General features: G+C 58.4%; 17 protein-coding genes and 1 rRNA gene (1 of these 18 running past the window's edge). 11 read left to right on the forward strand and 7 right to left on the reverse strand.

Translation table 11 applies throughout. From position 1 onward, the window contains the following. The first annotated feature begins 109 nt into the window (after positions 1 to 109). From Q4T40_04275 to pckA, 5 genes are all read left to right on the forward strand, one after another. Positions 110 to 370, forward strand: coding sequence for a hypothetical protein (locus tag Q4T40_04275; protein ID MDT8900459.1), 261 nt, complete (start codon positions 110 to 112; stop codon positions 368 to 370). A 99-nt stretch (positions 371 to 469) separates the two neighbouring features. Next, complete coding sequence (locus tag Q4T40_04280) at positions 470 to 1,579, forward strand: DUF362 domain-containing protein (GenBank protein ID MDT8900460.1); 1,110 nt, start codon at positions 470 to 472, stop codon at positions 1,577 to 1,579. 10 nt (positions 1,580 to 1,589) lie between these two features. Then, entirely contained in the window at positions 1,590 to 2,066 is a 477-nt protein-coding gene (gene ybaK, locus Q4T40_04285) for a Cys-tRNA(Pro) deacylase (GenBank protein MDT8900461.1), read from the forward strand. A gap of 40 nt (positions 2,067 to 2,106) precedes the next feature. Next, the gene (gene thrC, locus Q4T40_04290; protein MDT8900462.1) at positions 2,107 to 3,609 is read left to right on the forward strand and encodes a threonine synthase; all 1,503 of its coding nucleotides are present in this window, start codon (positions 2,107 to 2,109) and stop codon (positions 3,607 to 3,609) included. A gap of 25 nt (positions 3,610 to 3,634) precedes the next feature. Then, the gene (gene pckA, locus Q4T40_04295; GenBank protein MDT8900463.1) at positions 3,635 to 5,194 is read left to right on the forward strand and encodes a phosphoenolpyruvate carboxykinase (ATP); all 1,560 of its coding nucleotides are present in this window, start codon (positions 3,635 to 3,637) and stop codon (positions 5,192 to 5,194) included. A gap of 54 nt (positions 5,195 to 5,248) precedes the next feature. On the opposite strand, the gene ligD (Q4T40_04300) is transcribed toward pckA, so the two are convergent. The 7 genes from ligD (Q4T40_04300) to Q4T40_04330 all read right to left on the reverse strand — a co-directional run bounded on the left by ligD (Q4T40_04300) (position 5,249) and on the right by Q4T40_04330 (position 12,208). After that, positions 5,249 to 6,157, reverse strand: a complete 909-nt coding sequence (ligD, locus tag Q4T40_04300; protein MDT8900464.1) for a non-homologous end-joining DNA ligase — start codon at positions 6,155 to 6,157, stop codon at positions 5,249 to 5,251. Beyond that, complete coding sequence (locus Q4T40_04305) at positions 6,147 to 6,968, reverse strand: Ku protein (protein MDT8900465.1); 822 nt, start codon at positions 6,966 to 6,968, stop codon at positions 6,147 to 6,149. The genes ligD (Q4T40_04300) and Q4T40_04305 overlap by 11 nt, the downstream gene beginning before the upstream one ends. A gap of 13 nt (positions 6,969 to 6,981) precedes the next feature. Further along, positions 6,982 to 7,983: a non-homologous end-joining DNA ligase gene (ligD, locus tag Q4T40_04310; protein MDT8900466.1), complete on the reverse strand. Its 1,002-nt coding sequence runs from the start codon at positions 7,981 to 7,983 to the stop codon at positions 6,982 to 6,984. Positions 7,984 to 8,100: 117 nt separating this feature from the next. After that, positions 8,101 to 8,832 carry a glycerophosphodiester phosphodiesterase family protein gene (locus Q4T40_04315; protein ID MDT8900467.1) on the reverse strand — a complete coding sequence of 244 codons (732 nt, stop codon included), beginning with the start codon at positions 8,830 to 8,832 and terminating at the stop codon, positions 8,101 to 8,103. Between the two features lie 95 nt (positions 8,833 to 8,927). Next, positions 8,928 to 9,212, reverse strand: coding sequence for a zinc-ribbon domain containing protein (locus Q4T40_04320; protein MDT8900468.1), 285 nt, complete (start codon positions 9,210 to 9,212; stop codon positions 8,928 to 8,930). 129 nt (positions 9,213 to 9,341) lie between these two features. Next, positions 9,342 to 11,231: an oligoendopeptidase F gene (gene pepF / locus Q4T40_04325; GenBank protein MDT8900469.1), complete on the reverse strand. Its 1,890-nt coding sequence runs from the start codon at positions 11,229 to 11,231 to the stop codon at positions 9,342 to 9,344. A gap of 197 nt (positions 11,232 to 11,428) precedes the next feature. Further along, the gene (locus Q4T40_04330; GenBank protein MDT8900470.1) at positions 11,429 to 12,208 is read right to left on the reverse strand and encodes an N-acetylmuramoyl-L-alanine amidase; all 780 of its coding nucleotides are present in this window, start codon (positions 12,206 to 12,208) and stop codon (positions 11,429 to 11,431) included. A gap of 125 nt (positions 12,209 to 12,333) precedes the next feature. Here Q4T40_04330 and Q4T40_04335 point away from each other — a divergent pair, with 125 nt between their 5' ends. From Q4T40_04335 to Q4T40_04360, 6 genes are all read left to right on the forward strand, one after another. Next, positions 12,334 to 14,091, forward strand: coding sequence for a B12-binding domain-containing radical SAM protein (locus Q4T40_04335; GenBank protein ID MDT8900471.1), 1,758 nt, complete (start codon positions 12,334 to 12,336; stop codon positions 14,089 to 14,091). Beyond that, on the forward strand, positions 14,091 to 15,032 hold the full coding sequence (locus tag Q4T40_04340; GenBank protein ID MDT8900472.1) for a TIGR01212 family radical SAM protein: 942 nt from the start codon (positions 14,091 to 14,093) through the stop codon (positions 15,030 to 15,032). Before Q4T40_04335 ends, Q4T40_04340 begins: the two co-directional genes overlap by 1 nt. Before the next feature lie 67 nt (positions 15,033 to 15,099). After that, positions 15,100 to 15,342, forward strand: a complete 243-nt coding sequence (locus tag Q4T40_04345) for an AbrB/MazE/SpoVT family DNA-binding domain-containing protein (protein ID MDT8900473.1) — start codon at positions 15,100 to 15,102, stop codon at positions 15,340 to 15,342. After that, positions 15,342 to 15,725, forward strand: a complete 384-nt coding sequence (locus Q4T40_04350; GenBank protein MDT8900474.1) for a type II toxin-antitoxin system death-on-curing family toxin — start codon at positions 15,342 to 15,344, stop codon at positions 15,723 to 15,725. The genes Q4T40_04345 and Q4T40_04350 overlap by 1 nt, the downstream gene beginning before the upstream one ends. A 102-nt stretch (positions 15,726 to 15,827) precedes the next feature. Beyond that, positions 15,828 to 15,992, forward strand: a complete 165-nt coding sequence (locus Q4T40_04355; GenBank protein ID MDT8900475.1) for a hypothetical protein — start codon at positions 15,828 to 15,830, stop codon at positions 15,990 to 15,992. A 428-nt stretch (positions 15,993 to 16,420) separates the two neighbouring features. Then, positions 16,421 to 16,534, forward strand: a 16S ribosomal RNA gene (locus Q4T40_04360); it runs 1,440 nt beyond the window's last position.

A 16,534-nucleotide genomic window follows, 5' to 3' on the forward strand; every position in this document is an offset into this window, starting at 1 on the left:
ATTCATCTTTAGGTTGGTTATCCTCTCTGGCAGGGATTATCGCGCATGGAAAAGAAGATAATAAGAAATATTAGGTAATGCGTCAAAATAGTTCAGGGAGGTGACGGTAATGACCAACTGCTCGACGATTATGGCTATTCTTCAGGAGAATCGCGTCGAGACCGCCCCGAAGGTACAGGATGTTCTCACCGAATTCGGCTGCTTTATCAGGGTTAGGCTCGGGTTGCATGACGCCGCTCTCGACAAGTGCACCAACACCGGCCTCATCCTTCTCCAACTGTGCGGTGAGGACATCCCGGTGCAAGACCTGGAGAACAAGCTCGGCGCGATCCCGAACGTCAAGGTGAAGACGATGAGCCTGGATTTCTAAGTTGCCCCAGCCGCCGGAATGCCGCGGGTACATGTGCCCGCGGCTTCTCGCTGTGGACGGTTGAGCCGCCTTGACAAATGCAGGAAGAGTATATATGATTTGGAGAAAACAGAAAACAAACGCGAGGTGTTCAAATTGACTGCCAAAGTGTTTTTTCTCCCCGTGACCGACGGTCTGCCGGTGCCTGAGCAGGCGGCTGCCATGGACAAAGTCTACCGGGCCGCCGGTGCCGAGACCGCCATCGCCGCCAAGGATTTCGTAGCCATCAAGCTTCATGTCGGCGAAAAGAAGAACACGACCCATATCAAGCCGGAGCTTATCAAGCTGCTTGTCGACAGGGTCAAGGATAAAGGCGGCGTCCCCTTTCTCACCGAAACTTCGACTCTCTACAAAGGCGAGCGCGAGAACGCCGTCAAGCACATCCTCCATGCCCACCGCCACGGTTTCGGCATCGACAACGTCGGCGCGCCCTTCATAATGGCCGACGGGTTGACCGGCAACACCGAATACGAGGTGGCGATTGACGGCGAACTGCACAAAAGCGTCAAAGTGGCGCGCGAAGTGATGAGCGCCGATTCGCTCATCGCCGTGTCCCATCCCACCGGCCATCCGGCCGCCGGTCTGGGCGCCTGCATCAAGAATCTCGGCATGGGTCTGGCGAGCCGCATGGGCAAGATGCGCCAGCACTCGGCGATGCTGCCAGAGGTGCTGACCGACAAATGCCGTTTCTGCGGCAAATGCATAAAATGGTGTCCTCGCGAGGCGATTATCGAGAAGGATGGCAAAGCGTACATCATGACGGAAAAATGCATCGGTTGCGGTGAGTGTCTGGCAATGTGCCGCTTCGACGCCGTCAGCTACGACTGGGGCGCGGAATCGGGCTTCATGCAGCGCAGCATGGCCGAGCACGCTTTCGGCGCCATCGCCGGCAAAGCGGGCAAGTGCTTCTTTTTCAACGTCATGATCGACATGACCAAGGATTGCGACTGTTTTAACGTAGACCAGCGCAAGTTCATCCCCGACATCGGCATCCTCGCCTCCGAAGACCCGGTCGCCATCGACAAGGCTACCCTTGATCTTACCGCCAAGGCCCACGGCCAGTCGCTGGCAAAAATGGCTTATGCCAAGCATGACGCTATGATCCAGATCGAACACGCCGCCAAGATTGGCATGGGTTCCCTCGAATATGAACTGATTGAGGTTAAATGAGGCTGCCAAAATGAAAACCAACGCCGCCCGGATTCTGGACGGGCTCAAGCTAGCCTACAAGCTCATAGAATATCCAGTGGACGAAAGCGACCTCAGCGCCGAGAGCGTAGCCGCGAAGGTCTGCATGCCGCCGGAGCAGGTATTTAAGACGCTCGTGGCCAGAGGAGACCGGTCGGGCGTGATACTGGCCTGCATTCCCGGTTCGTTCGAGCTCGACTTAAAGGCCCTGGCCGCGGTCAGCGGCAACAAAAAGGTCGAGATGGTGCCGCTGAAGGAGGTTCAGCAGCTTACCGGCTATATCCGTGGCGGCGTGTCCCCCATCGGTACCAAGAAACGGTATCCCACCTTTTTCGACGAGACCATCCTCGTCTGGCCGGAGATATCGGTGAGCGCCGGCGTGCGCGGCTGCCAGATGGTGCTGACTCCGGAGGACGTCCTGGCGGCGGTGGGCGGCAAGACCGGCGTAATCGCCCGGGCGAAAACATGACAGGGGGAGCCAGGGCATTCCCCGGAAATAGAGGTGTGATATGCTGTATCATAGTACCCGCGGCGGCCGGGAGAAACTGACGGCGGCGGCGGCAATCAAGACCGGCATCGCCCCCGATGGCGGCCTGTTCGTTCCCGAGGCCTTGCCGCAGACCGACAACAGTTATCTCGCGACGCTTACGCAGCTCGATTATCGGCAACGGGCCGTAAGCATTCTCGAACAGTTTCTCGCCGATTATTCGCGCGAGGAGATAACCGCCTGCGTGGACGCCGCCTACGGGGCGGCCAAGTTCGATCACCCGGCCGTTGCCCCGGTCGTCACGCTGGACGATAGCACGCACATGCTCGAACTTTGGCATGGGCCGACCAGCGCTTTCAAGGATATGGCGCTGCAAATCCTGCCCCAACTGCTGACGCGCGCGCTGACTAAGACCGGGGAAAGGGCCGAGATTGTCATCCTTGTGGCCACCTCGGGCGACACCGGCAAGGCGGCCCTTGAGGGTTTCCGGGATGTGGACCGGACCCGCATCGTCGTTTTCTTCCCCCACGAAGGGGTCAGCGAGATGCAGCGTCTGCAGATGGTCACCCAGGAAGGCGGCAATGTCGCCGTTGTGGCGGTGCGCGGCAATTTCGACGATACCCAGGCGGGAGTTAAGCGGATTTTCGGCGACCGTTCGGCCAACGAACAGTTTGCCGCCCACGGCTTCAAGCTGTCCTCCGCCAACTCCATCAACTGGGGACGGCTGCTGCCCCAGATAGTCTATTACTTCAGCGCTTACGCCGACCTGCTAAAAATGGGGTCGCTCTCCGCCGGGCAGCTAGTGAACTTTGTCGTACCCACCGGCAATTTCGGCAATATCCTTGCCGGTTATTACGCCAAGCTCATGGGGTTGCCGGTGAACAGGCTGGTTTGCGCGGCCAACGCCAACAACGTACTCACCGATTTCCTCCGCACCGGGGTATACGACCGCCGGCGCTGTTTCCATAAGACTCTCTCCCCTTCCATGGATATCCTCGTGTCCAGCAACCTGGAGAGGCTGCTCTACCACGTCACCGGCGGCGACTCCGCCCAGGTTTCGGCATGGATGGGACAACTGAATACTAACGGCGTTTATCGGGTGGAAGGAGAGGCGCTGGCCGCCATTCAGGAGACCTTCTGGTCAGATTGGGCCGACGACCGGGACACGACCGCCGAAATCAAGGCGGTATACGACCGGTATCGTTATCTCGCCGACCCCCATACCGCGGTTGCCTGCCGTGTCCTGAAATCTTACCGCCAAGCAACGGGCGACGAGAATGCCGCCGTCGTTGTTTCCACCGCTAGCCCGTTCAAATTTAACGATAGCGTTCTCGCGGCCCTCTCCGGCCCGGAGGCGCTTGCCGGCAAATCGGCCTTCGCGGCCGCCAGGGAGCTTTCCCGGCTGACCGGCAGCCCTATGCCGCCATCTCTGGCCGGGCTCGAAAATAAGGCGGTCAGGCATACGGACGTCTGTGATCCGGCTGGCATGAAGGCGATGGTCGAAAGGGCATTGTTGCAGGAATAGATAGAAGGAAGATAGGGGAGACGGAATGGATTACGATCAAAAGATGCTCAGTAAAGCCGGCAAGGTGAACTACAACCTGCCTGTGGCGGTGCTGGCGGAGCGCACGCTTTTAGCCGGCGAAGGCATGCTGACCGCCAGCGGCGCCCTGCGCGTCGCCACCGGCAAGTACACCGGCCGCTCGCCCAACGACAAATTCGTCGCCGACTCGCCGGCGACGAACGGCGAGATCGACTGGGGCAACAACAAGCCCATCAGCGCCGACAAATTCGCCCGCCTCTACGAGCGGATGCTCGACTACGCCGCCGGCCGCGAGCTCTATGTCTTCGACGGCTTCGCCGGCTCGGGCGGCGAGCGGATCGCCGTGCGCTTCATCAACGAACTCGCCTGGCAGAACCTGTTCGTCCACCAGCTGTTCGTGCGACCCGACGCGCCGCCGGCCGACCCCAGGCCCGACTTCACCGTCATCTGCCTGCCGGGCTTCAAGGCCGACCCCGCCCGCGACGGCACCAACTCCGAAGCCTTCATCATCCTCGACTTCGCCGCCCGACTCGTCCTTATCGGCGGCAGCCAATACGCCGGGGAGATGAAGAAATCTGTCTTCACCTACATCAACTACCTCATGCCCAAGAAGGGCATCCTGTCGATGCACTGCTCGGCCAACATCGGCGCCAAGGGCGATACCGCCCTGTTCTTCGGCCTGAGCGGCACCGGCAAAACGACGCTGTCGGCCGACCCCGGCCGCAGGCTTATCGGCGACGACGAGCACTGCTGGCATGACGGCGGCATCTTCAACGTCGAGGGCGGCTGTTACGCCAAGTGCATCAAGCTCAAACACGAAACCGAGCCGCAGATCTGGGAGGCTATCCGCTTCGGCGCGGTGCTGGAGAACGTCGTCGTCGACGAGGCGACCCGCGAGGCGGACTTCGACAGCGAGGCGATCACCGAAAATACCCGCGCCGCCTACCCTGTCGACTACATCCCCGGAGCGGTCATCCCCGGCGTGGGCGGCCATCCCAAGACGATCGTCTTTTTGACCGCGGATGCGTTCGGCGTGCTGCCGCCGGTGGCGAAGCTTTCCCCCGAGCAGGCGATGTACCATTTCCTGTCAGGCTACACGAGCAAGCTGGCGGGGACGGAGCGGGGGATAACCGCGCCGGAGGCGACCTTCTCGTCGTGCTTCGGGGCGCCTTTCCTGCCGCTGTCGCCTTTGGCGTACGCCAAGCTTTTGGGCGAGAAGATCGCCGCGCACGGCACAGGGGTGTTCCTGATCAACACCGGCTGGTCGGGCGGACCGTACGGGGTGGGCAAGCGGATGTCGCTGCCTTATACGCGGGCGATCGTGACGGCGGCTATCGAGGGCGCGCTGGACGAGGTGGGCTACGAGCTTGACCCGGTGTTTAACGTGCAGGTGCCGGTTAGCTGCCCGGGGGTGCCGGCGGAGGTCTTAAAGCCGCGGCAGACGTGGGCGGATAAGGCGGCGTACGACAAGACGGCCGCGGAGCTTGCCGCGCGGTTCGTGAAGAATTTCGTGAAGTTCGGCAAGGATGTGCCGCCGGAGATTACGGCGGCCGGGCCGCGAGGCTAGGTATACGAGGCAAGACGAAAGACCCGCCGGGTTCCGGCGGGTCTTTGTGCGGGGTTACAACGAAGGGAGCTTTTGCTTAAGAGTCAGCACCGGGGCGAACAGGTCCCCAAGCTGCCCGACGCGGTCCAGTACGTCGCCGGCTTCGAAGGTGAGCGCGGCGGCGTCGCGTTTTTCCCAGGCCGCCGTGACCTCGTCCCAGGTCACCGGCGTGGAGACGGTCGGCGTAGGCCTGGCCCGCAGCGAGTAGACGCAGACCGTGGTTTTGTGCTCGTCGTTCTGGCTCCAGTCCACCAGCACCTTTCCGGCGCGCAACGCCTTGGTCATCCTTGACACGACCCTGTCGGGATGCTGTTTCTCCAACAGTTGGGCCAGTGCGCGGGCGAAAGCCTTGGTGTGGTCGTAATCGGTCGGGGTGTTGAGGGGGACGTATACCTGCAGCCCTTTCGAGCCCGAGGTTTTCGGCAGGGAGGTCAGCCCGTAGCGGTCGAAAATATCTTTTATCCATAGCGCTACGCGGGCGCAGTCGATGATTGTCGCCGGAGGTCCAGGGTCGAGGTCGAAAACCATCATCGTCGGTGTGGCCACCGCGACGGCGAGCGACAGGGACGTATGCAGTTCGAGGGCCGCCAGGTTGGCCGCCCAAACCAGGGCGGGGGTGTCGGCCAGCAGGCAGAAGTTGATGTTGCGGTTGTTGCCTTCGCTCCACACCGGCGCGGTCGGCACCCATTCGGGGCGGTGGGAGGGGCATTCTTTTTGGTAGAAGAAGTCGTCGTCCGCCCCGTCGGGGTAGCGCTTGAGCGTCACCGGTCGTCCGGCCAGGTGGGGAAGAAGGACGGGCGCGACGCGTATATAGTAGTCGATCATTTGCCCTTTGGTGAACCCGGTGGCGGGGTAGAAGACTTTGTCCAGGTTTGACAGCGTCAGTTCATGGTCGGCAATCTTTACGAGCGTCTTAGCGGGCACTTGCCCTCTTCCTCCTTTCCTTTACCGGCGGTTTCTTCTTTACGGCCGCCAGGCTGGCTTCCAAAGCCGCCATCAGATCGATGACCTTGGCCCCTTCCTCGGCGGCCGGGCGGGCGACGATTTTCTGGCCTTCGGCTTTGCGTTCGATGAGATCCATCACTCGCCGGTAGTACTCGTTGCGGTATTTTTTCGGGTCGAATTCGGCGGTAAGGGATTCGATCAGTTGGCCGGCCATTGCCAGCTCCCTTTGGGTCGGGGTCGTTTCCTCCCCCGGCAGGCCGGCGAGTTCCTCCTGGGGGATAATCTCGTCGGCAAAATGCATGGTTGCCAAGCTAAGCGTCTGGCCGGCCGGTCTGAGGGCGGCGAGGTATTCCTTGTTGCGCAGGACGAAGCGGGCAACTGCCACCCGGCCGGCGTCGCGCATCGCCGTCATCAGCAGTTTGTAGGATTTGGCCGCCCCCTTATCGGGCACCAGGTAGTAAGACTGTTCGAAATACAGCGGATCGATTTCCTCCAGGCGCACGAAATCCTCGATTTCGATGCTGCGGCTAGCCTGCGGGTAAAGTGTCTGCAGTTCCTCGGCCGATACGGTTACGTAACGGTCGGGGGAAATTTCGTAGCCTTTGACGATGCTATCGGGAGGCACCTCGGTTCCATCGGCGGAGCATACCTTTTTGAGCCGGATGCGGCAGCCGTCCTTGGCGCGCAGTTGGTGGAAGCTGACCGTTCTCTTCTTGACAGCATTATACAGTTTAACCGGGACATTGACCAGTCCGAAGCTTATCGTTCCGCTCCAGATCGGGCGCTGCATGTTATTCCTCCTTTCATGGCGAAGGTTCTTTTACTACGGCGCTCGCGTCCTTGTCCGTCCGCAGGCCCTTGAAGGACGGGTGGCGCAGCGTGTTATGCGGGGTCCATTCGGTGAACTCGAATTCGCCGACCAGCAACGGATCTACGAAGACCGCGCCCGCCACCGGCGGTCTGGCGGCGAAGGGGCTGTTGTCGCGGCGAAGGGGGGTAAGCTTGGCGGCGAGGTCGGCCAGCGTGCGGGAGGAAAACCCGGTGCCTACCTTGCCGGCGTAGACGAGGCGGGGGCTGGAGGATGTGCGGGTTTTGGACGGCGGGCGGTCCCAGTAGCCGACCAGCAGGGCGCCGATGGTGCCCTGGCGTTTCCCGCGGCCAGGTACCCAGCCGGCGATTACGAGTTCCTGGCGGCGCTGGTTTTTGATCTTGAGCCAGGCGCCGCTACGTTTGCCGGTCTCATATTTGCTATCAAGCCGTTTGGCAAGGATACCCTCTAGTCCCACTTCCCGGCTGGCGGCCAGCAGCTCCGGCCCTTCGCCGACTTTGTGGGCCGGCGTCTGCCACGCGCGCCCCGACGGGGACAGCTCCTCAAGAATGTGGCGGCGTTCACTATAGGGGAGATCGACTAGCAGGCGGCCATCTTGATATAGGACATCGAAAATGATATAAGTGGCCGGTATTTCCCGGCTGAGTTTGGCGATGGTCTGCGGGGAAGTGAGTCCCATGCGATGCTGGAGGCGGGAGAAAGAGGGCCGTCCGTCCGCCCCGAAGGCGACGATTTCGCCGTCAAGGATGAGACGGCTGCGGGGCAGGGAAGAAGCCAGGGCGGCAAGTTCCGGATACTGGGCGGTAATGTCCTTGTGATTGCGGCTGAGAACGCGGATCTCGCCCTTGTCGAGGTACACGATCGCGCGGAGGCCGTCCCATTTTATTTCGAAACCCCACTGGGCGGGGTCGGCCGGCATTTTGCCGGCTTTGGCGAGCATCGGCGGGATGATTTCGGGCATCGGTTGGTCAGGCATCGGATCACCCGTTTGTGAAAATGTCGATAGTTTAGTGTTGCACGACCGGGGCGCCGTCATCCGGCGGCAAACGAAAAATCGGCCGGACAGGGCCGGCCGAAACCGTCGGGCACCGGGCTATGATCGGCATTTAAGCAGGGCGACGGCTACCGCAGGCCGATTGGTGATGACCGCCTGGGCCCCGATGGCCGCGAAATAGCGCAGGTAGAGCGGGCGGTCGACTGTCCAGGGGATGGTGAACAGGCCTGCATCACGGGCGGCGTTGCAGAGGCGAGCGTCGGCCAGCCGGAAGTAGGGGTGGAGGGCTTCGGCGCCAAGGTCCTGTGCGTAGCCGATAGGATCGGTCAGAGGGCTTTCATAAAGCAAACCGGTTAGGATTGAAGGAGCGCTAGTTTTAATTTGCGCCAGAGCCATATGGTCGAAGGAGGAAACAAGGGTATACCGTTCCAAGTGAAGGGTTTTTATTAACCCCAGTACTTGGGCGGTAAGCTCCGGCGCGTCGCCGTCCGGCTTAAGCTCGACATTAAAGAAAATCCGTCCCGTCCCCAGCCCCAGAACGGTGGCTAGAGCCGGCACGCCGTACCCCTCAAGCATCGTCGCCGTCAGTTTGCGGACCAGACCATGACCGCGGGTGGTGCGGTCGACAGCAGCGTCGTGGATGACCATCGGCACGCCGTCGACTGACAGCCTGACGTCCAGTTCTAAAAAGTCAGCTCCCTGGGCAGCGGCGGCAACGAAGGCCGCGGTGGTATTCTCGGCAAAATCGGCGCTTGCCCCACGGTGGGCGCCCACCAGCGGCCGGCTTGCTCCCGCAAGGGCTTCGCAGAATGAAACGGGCGGCTTAGCCATAATTATCCTCTATTTTCGCATAGTAATTGTAATCCGGCGTAGGGCTCGGATAAGAAAAAAATAGACCCTAGCTTTTGCTAGGGTCATTGCGGTTATTAGTATGAGCGCTTGGTAGCCTGGAAACAGTCGCGGCAGTATACCGGACGGCCGGCGGTGGGGTTGAAGGGAACCTGGGTCTCGATGCCGCAACCGCTGCAGGTTACGGTGAACATTTCCCGGGCCGGACGATCGTTGCGGTTCTGCTTGCGGGCCGCGCGGCAGGCCGGGCAACGGGACGGGTCGTTTTGGAAACCTTTCTCGGCGTAGAAAGCTTGCTCGGCGGCGGTGAAAGCGAAGTCTGCGCCGCATTCCTTGCAAGTGAGAGTCCTGTCTTCGTACATTACTCTTGACCAACCTCCTTAAAGATATCACTAAAACAAATGCCAGTCGGTTGGTAAGATTAACCTGCGAATATGGACCGGAACATTTTGTCTAGCTTACTATATAATAACCATTAGTTAACAGATATGTCAAGATTCACTGAGTATTTTCTCAAGTTCATCCAGTAACGAGGAGAATTTTTGCAGTGTTACTTCAATGGGTTTTGGAGTTGACATATCGACCCCGGCCCGTTTGAGGATTTCTATGGAGTAATCGCTGCCACCGCTTTTGAGGAAGTTGATGTAACGCTGCTGGGCGGGGTGGCCTTCTTTTTGGATCTGCTCGGCGAGAGCGGTGGCGGCCGCGTAACCGGTCACATACTGGTATACGTAGAAGTCCCAGTAAAAGTGCGGGATGCGCGCCCATTCGACGTTGATCTCCTTGTCGACGACAATATCCGGGCCGTAGTATTTTTCATTGAGTTCCTGCCACATCGCGTCGAGGAGGTCGGCGGTCAGCGTTTCCCCTTCCTCTGCTTTCGCGTAGATCATCTTTTCGAATTCGGCGAACATGGTCTGACGGTAGACTGTCGCCCTTACCGCCTCCAGGTACTGGTTGATGAGGTAGAGGCGCACGCGTTTGTCGGTGGTGGTTTTCAACATGTGGTCGATGAGGAGGATTTCGTTGGTCGTCGAGGCGACTTCGGCGGTGAAGGTGGTGTATTGGGAGGTGGCGTACGGCTGGCTCTTGTGGCTGTAGTAGCTGTGGATGGCGTGGCCAAGTTCGTGGGCGATTGTGGAGACGTCGTCATAGCGGTTGTGATAGTTGAGGAGTACGAAGGGGTGGGCGCCGTACACGCCCCACGAGTAGGCCCCGGTTTGTTTGCCCTTATTTTCGTAGACATCCATCCATCCCGATGTGAAGCTTTTGTCGAGAATGCCGGCGTATTCCGGACCCAGGGGGGCGAGGGCTGTGTGAATGACTTTGAGGGCCTCGTCGTATTCGTAGGTCAGCTTAACGTCGCGTATCAGCGGCGTGTAGAGGTCATACATATGCATTTCGTCGACAGCCAACGCTTTTTTCTTGAGGGCGACGTAGCGGTGCAACGGCCCAAGGTTGGCGTGTACTGTGGTGATGAGGTTATCATAGACGGCCTGGGGGACATTGTCGGCTTCCAGGGAAGATTCAAGGGTGGTCTTGTACTTCCGGGTTTTGGCGTAGAATATATTCTTTTTCACGTTGCCGCCGAGGGTGGCGGCGAATGTGTTGCGGTACTGGTTGTAGGTGTCGAACAGCCCCTTGAAGGCTTCTTCCCGCACGTTGCGGTCGGGGGACATGATGAAGGAACGGTAACGTCCTTCGCTGAGCTGCACCTTTTTGCCGTCTTCATCGGTGACTTCCGGGAAGCGCATATCGGCATGAGCCAGCATGTTGAAGGCGTTTTCGGCCGCCGAGGTTGCTTCGGTTGAACGCGAGAGTATCTCCTCTTCAGCGGGAGACAGGACGTGTTTTTTCTGGCGCAACAAATTATCGAAATAGAAAGAGTAATCCTTCAAGCCCGGTTCTTGCTTGCGGTAATCCGCCAGTTTGGCCTCGGGAATAGCCAGGATTTCCGGCTCGATATAGGCTGTCGCTGCCCCGGCTTCGGCCAAAAGGGTCTCGATCTTGCCCGTCATACCCTGGTATTTGGCGTCGGCGGTGTTTTCGTCCCGGTGCATGCGGGCGTAGGCATACAGTTTGCCGGCCGTGACGCCAATTTCATCCCTCTTCTTCAGGCAGGCCGCCAGGTCGCTGGCGGCGTTGCCGAGCTTGCCGCGGAACTGGGTTATCTCCGGCAACTGTGCTTTGAGTTTTTCGAAGTCGGCCTGCCAGGAGGACTCGTCCGCGTAAATGTCGGTGAGCCGCCACTTGAACTCTGCGGATATTTCGCTTCGTTCGGGAACTTTGCCGCCGGCCGGCGGACCGGCTTCAACGGTAGTGCTGCTCAGCAGCATTGTGCCGAGGAAAAAGGGTAAAATCGCCATCGCTAATATTCTCACTCCTAAACCCCTTCTGCTGTTTATTGTTATTCTATTTATTTATATTAGCAGAAGTGGGGCAAACTTCCTGTTTATCTTTCCCGGAAATTTGTACCTTTTATACCATGCGGGGCAATTAAAAGCGCATCTGCGGCGCGCGGGCGTGGCGGGCCGCAGATACCGGGCTCACCGCAGACTTTTACGGTAGGTCCGTCGAACTATACCTTGAAAAACTTGACGATTCCCGCGAAGATGCTTTCGGCGGCTTTGTACCGGCCGTCGACACTGGCCAAAAGCAGTTCCTCCTCAGGGTTGGAGATGAAGGCTACCTCCACCAGGATGGCCGGCATATCGGTGTAGCGGATCACGTAGAAGCTGGCGAAGCGGCTGCCGCGGTCGCGTGTGCCGAGTTCGTCGATGAGGCATTTTTGTACGTGCCCCGCGAGACGGGCCGATTCGGCGTCGCCGTAGTGGAAGGTGGTCGTGCCGGCTGCGGAGGGATTGGTGAAAGCGTCGTTATGGATGCTGACGAAAATATCGGCCGCCGATTCGTTGGCGATATCGACTCGCGCGCCCAGTTCTTCGTCGGCGGACGAATTCGCGTAGGATACGTCCTTGTCGGTGTCCCTGGTTACTAGCACCGTAGCCCCGTTCTTTTCCAGCCGGTCGCGGAGGAGGAGGCTGATCGCCAGGGTGTTGTCCTTCTCCATGGTACCGGTGGGACCAACGGCGCCGGAGTCGCTGCCCCCATGGCCCGGGTCGATGCAGACGGTCTTGCCGAGCAGCCGGGTGCTTTCGATAGGCTCGGCGGTCGTTTGGCGGTCGGGAATTGGTGTCGGCGGGCTGGAACTTTTCGAATTGATATAGACTACTTCCTTGGCGGCGTCGTAAAAAATACCCCAGCCAAGCATCTTGGACATGCTTTTAAGCATTGAGAGGATATCCTTGGAGACCCGGGCCTGTAGCGGCATCCGTTGTCCGTCTATGATGATGCGCATAAATCCACTCTCCTTCCCCTGTACCTCTCTTATAGTATGCTGAAGCGGCGCGGGCGGTGAATTCCCGGTCAAATCGCCGGGGAGGAGGGATAGTGAGGTTCGGGGGGGAATAATACCTTCGGGTGATGTCTGTGCAGGTTTTGTTGGCAACTCTCAACGCCAAATACGTTCACTCCGCGCTGGCGCTGTACAGCCTGCGGCGATACTGCCGCCAGGTCTGCCCCGATATTGCCGTCCGGGAATACACGGTGAACAACGAACTGCTCGTTATTCTCGGCGAGCTTTACCGGGAGAAACCGGATGTGCTCGGATTGGCCTGTTATATATGGAACATTGATGCCACCCTGGAGCTAGCCGGTCTTGTCAGAAAAGTGCTGCCCGCCACTGTCATCGTTCTCGGCGGGCCGGAGGTTTCCTATGATCCGGCTGGGATTATGGAGACTAATGATGCGGTAGACTATATCGTCCAGGGTGAAGGCGAGGAGACGCTGGCCGCTTTGCTGGCCGCCCTGGCCGAGGGGCGCGTGCCGCGGGAAACCCCCGGCCTGGCCTTTCGCAGCGACGGGGCTGTCATGGCCGGGTTTCCGCAGGTGGTGCGAGATTTGAAGACAATCCCCTTTCCGTATGATGACGATGACATGGCCGGCCTGCGGGGCAGGATCGTCTATTACGAATCATCCCGCGGGTGCCCCTATTCTTGCCAATATTGCCTTTCGAGCGCAACTGCGGGCGTCCGATTTCTCCCCGTGGAACGAGTGCTGGACGAACTGGCTTTCTTCATTGCCCAGGGAGTGAAGCAAATCAAATTCGTTGATCGCACCTTCAACGCCCGCCGCGAACATTACCTGCCGATAATCGAATTTCTCGCCGCTCAGGACACGTCCACCAACTTTCACCTGGAAATCGCCGCCGACTTGCTTGACGACGATGTATTGGCCGTGCTCAAGACCGCGCCGCCGGGACGTTTTCAGCTCGAGATCGGCGTCCAGTCCACGAATGAGGACACGCTCACTGCGATCACGCGCCGCAATGATTGGCCGCGGATCGTGGCCAACGTCGGCTCGCTTCGCGCCGCCGGCAATATCCATCTCCATCTCGACCTCATTGCCGGTCTGCCTTACGAAGATTACCGGCGATTCGGTCAGTCTTTCAATGATGTCTATTCACTCAAGCCCCATATGTTGCAGCTCGGCTTTCTCAAACTTCTAAAAGGGTCCGGCATGCGGCGGACGGCGGACGATCACGGCTACGCATTCATGGACTGCGCTCCTTACGAAGTGCTAGCCAATAAATATATTTCCTACGGCGAAATCCGCAAACTGAAAATTTTCGAAGAAATGTTCAACCAACTGTACAACAGCGGACGTTTCCCCGCCACGTTGGACTGGTTCGTGGCCACCAGCGGCGGCGCCTTCGCTCTCTACGAAGCGATAGCCGCCTACTGGGAAAAGCACGATCTTCATTTAATTGCGCCCGGCGCCAGGGGGCTTGCCCGCCACCTCGACGGTTTCTGCCGGGAAGCTTTCCCGGAGCAGACCGCTATCTGCCGCCAGTTCCTCAAATTCGACACCCTCGGCAGCGACCGTGACTCCGGACGGCCGGACTTCCTTCCTTGGGACGGCGCGGACCGGGAAGAAGCAAAGTCCGCTTTTTGGCGGGACGAGGCCGCCGTCCGCCGTTATTTGCCCGGCTATGTCTTCACGAGCTGGCGCGAGGTCAGAAATAATCATCATATCGAGTTCTTCGACATCGATATACCGGCCTGGCTTGACGACGGATGGTTCGTTAAACGCCCGACCGCCGTACTTTTTACACGTTCCCGGGGAACACCTTCCTGGCAAAAGGTAGAGCCGGGCGATTTACTGAAGGGACGTGCGGTCTGATGCGTTATCGGGTCTACTCCGAATATCTGCGGCAACGGTACGGGGAAAAAGTCTACAAGCTGCCGGTCAGCCTGCCGGTAACCTGCCCAAACAGGGATGGAACCTGCGGTGTTTCCGGCTGCGCGTTTTGCGGCGAAATCGGCGCCGGTTACGAAAACCTGCCGGCCGAGATGACCGTCGAAGAACAGCTAACCGCCAACATCGCCCACATCGCTCCTAAATATAAGGCACAGAGATATATCGCTTACTTTCAGAACTATAGCAATACCTACCTTACGCCCGCCAGGCTGGGCGACTACCTCAGCCGGGCCTGCCGGCCCGGAGTGGTGGGGCTGGCGGTGGCGACAAGGCCGGACTGTGTCGGCGACAGGCACCTGGAAATCATGGCCGGGGTGCGGGCGGAGCATAACGTGGATACATTCCTTGAACTCGGCCTGCAAACGGTGAACTACCATACCCTTGTGAAGGTCAACCGCGGGCACACCCTGGCGGAGTTCATCGATGCGGTCCTGCGGGCCAAGCGGTTCGGGATTGAGACTTGCGCCCACATAATTCTCAACTTGCCGTGGGACAACGCCGACGACGTGATTGAAAATGCCAAGGCGCTGTCCGCCCTCGGCGTCGAACAAGTTAAACTCCATGCCCTTTATATTGTCAAAGGAACGGCCATGGCCGACTGGTACACCAGGGGAGAAGTAAACCTCATCAGCAAAGAGGAATATGTGGAACGCGTGGTAACCTTCCTCGAATATCTTCATCCCGATATCGTCATCCAGCGCCTCATCGGACGGGCCCCGGCCAGTCACACCCTTTTCGCAAACTGGCAATCGGGCTGGTGGACCATCCGCGACGACATCGAGAGCCTCATGAAAGACCGGGACACCTGGCAGGGCAGGCTATGTCGGTACTTAGGCGGGGCGGCGGCCGGCAAATTCCTGTAGCCCGCGAGGCCAACCATCGGTTATAATTATGTATATACTGTAATTACAGACTTGGCGGGAGGTCGGCGTGGAAGTACGGAAAGTGTTCAAAGCGGGTAACAGCTCGGTCGTATCTTTGCCTTTCGAAATGCTCAAAGCACTGGGGCTCAAGGATGGGTCCCACGTATCGGTGGAGCTTAACCGCGAGAAACGGGAACTTGTCCTCAAACCGGTTGTCGTAAAAAGCGGCACCGTTTCGCTCGATTTTGTCCGGCTGGTCGACAAACTCCTTATCGATTATGATTTTGTATTGAGGAGGCTGAGCAAATAATGCGCTACCTCAGCATGGAAGAGGTTATCTACATCTATTCAGAGATTGTCCAGCGCACCGGCGCTCAGCCGGGAATCAACGACGACAGCCTGCTCGACAGCATCCTGGCCAAACCGCTGGTCGCTTTTGAAGGGGAAGAGCTTTACCCTGACATCTTCACCAAAGCGGCTGTCCTCATGTATGCCATGGTTAACTCCAAGCCTTTCGCCTCGGCCAACAGAGCGACCGCGCTGATGTGTTCCCTTTTTCTTTTGCGCGCCAACGGATACAATATAATAGCCGCTCAGGACAGCCTGGTGGAGCTCGCCGAAGGGACCGAGACGGGAAAATACAAGGTCGACCACCTGGTAAACTGGTACAGGAAGAACGCCGTTCCTGCATAATAATCAGAAATAACTTGCTCTTCTGCGTTTTTAATAACCTATTTACAAACCGGCCGGCCATTGTTAATATCGTACCGAGACTAGTGCAAGGAGGTATCGACGATGGCTAAACTGGAACTCTTCAAACGCATTCAGAAGCTTGCTACCATCGTTCACGGTGGTGTTGAATCTTATGAACTGTCGGATGAATGCATCATGGAACTGCGTCGCACGCTGGACACCCTTACCGAAGAATACATCGCCCGCTACTGCGAGACATCGTATTAATATACGGTGTCTCGCTTGACATCGACTGGCGGGTGTGCTATCATAATCTTTGTCACGGTTAGAGGCGACTAAGCTCGCTCGTGAGGAAACTCAGAGCGTTTTTTAATGCCCCTCCGTGGCGGATAAACCAAAAAATGCATATTGACATGACCTGAGAGTTATGTTAGTATAACAAAGTCGCCGCAAGCGGGCTGGACGAAAAGGCCAGCCGAGGCAAGCAGCGGCAAAGATGGAAAAAAATGAGTGTTGACAGAGCCGATGAGGATATGTTAACATAAAGATCCGGTCAAGCGCCGGACAGTGTTCCTTGAAAACTGAACAATGTAGGTAAAATTAAGCCAGATGTGCGGGCTGCGCTTCTTCGGAAGCGTAGTCAAAAAAGACACAATCGATTCAAACGAGCCATCAAAGGCTCCAAAGAATACAATTTTTTGGAGAGTTTGATCCTGGCTCAGGACGAACGCTGGCGGCGTGCTTAACACATGCAAGTCGAACGGGGAGTTAGCAATAACTCCTAGTGGCGAACGGGTGAGTAACGCGTA

This window comes from Selenomonadales bacterium 4137-cl, assembly GCA_032334055.1.
Taxonomy (GTDB): Bacteria; Bacillota; Negativicutes; order Sporomusales; family UBA7701; genus Anaeroselena; species Anaeroselena agilis.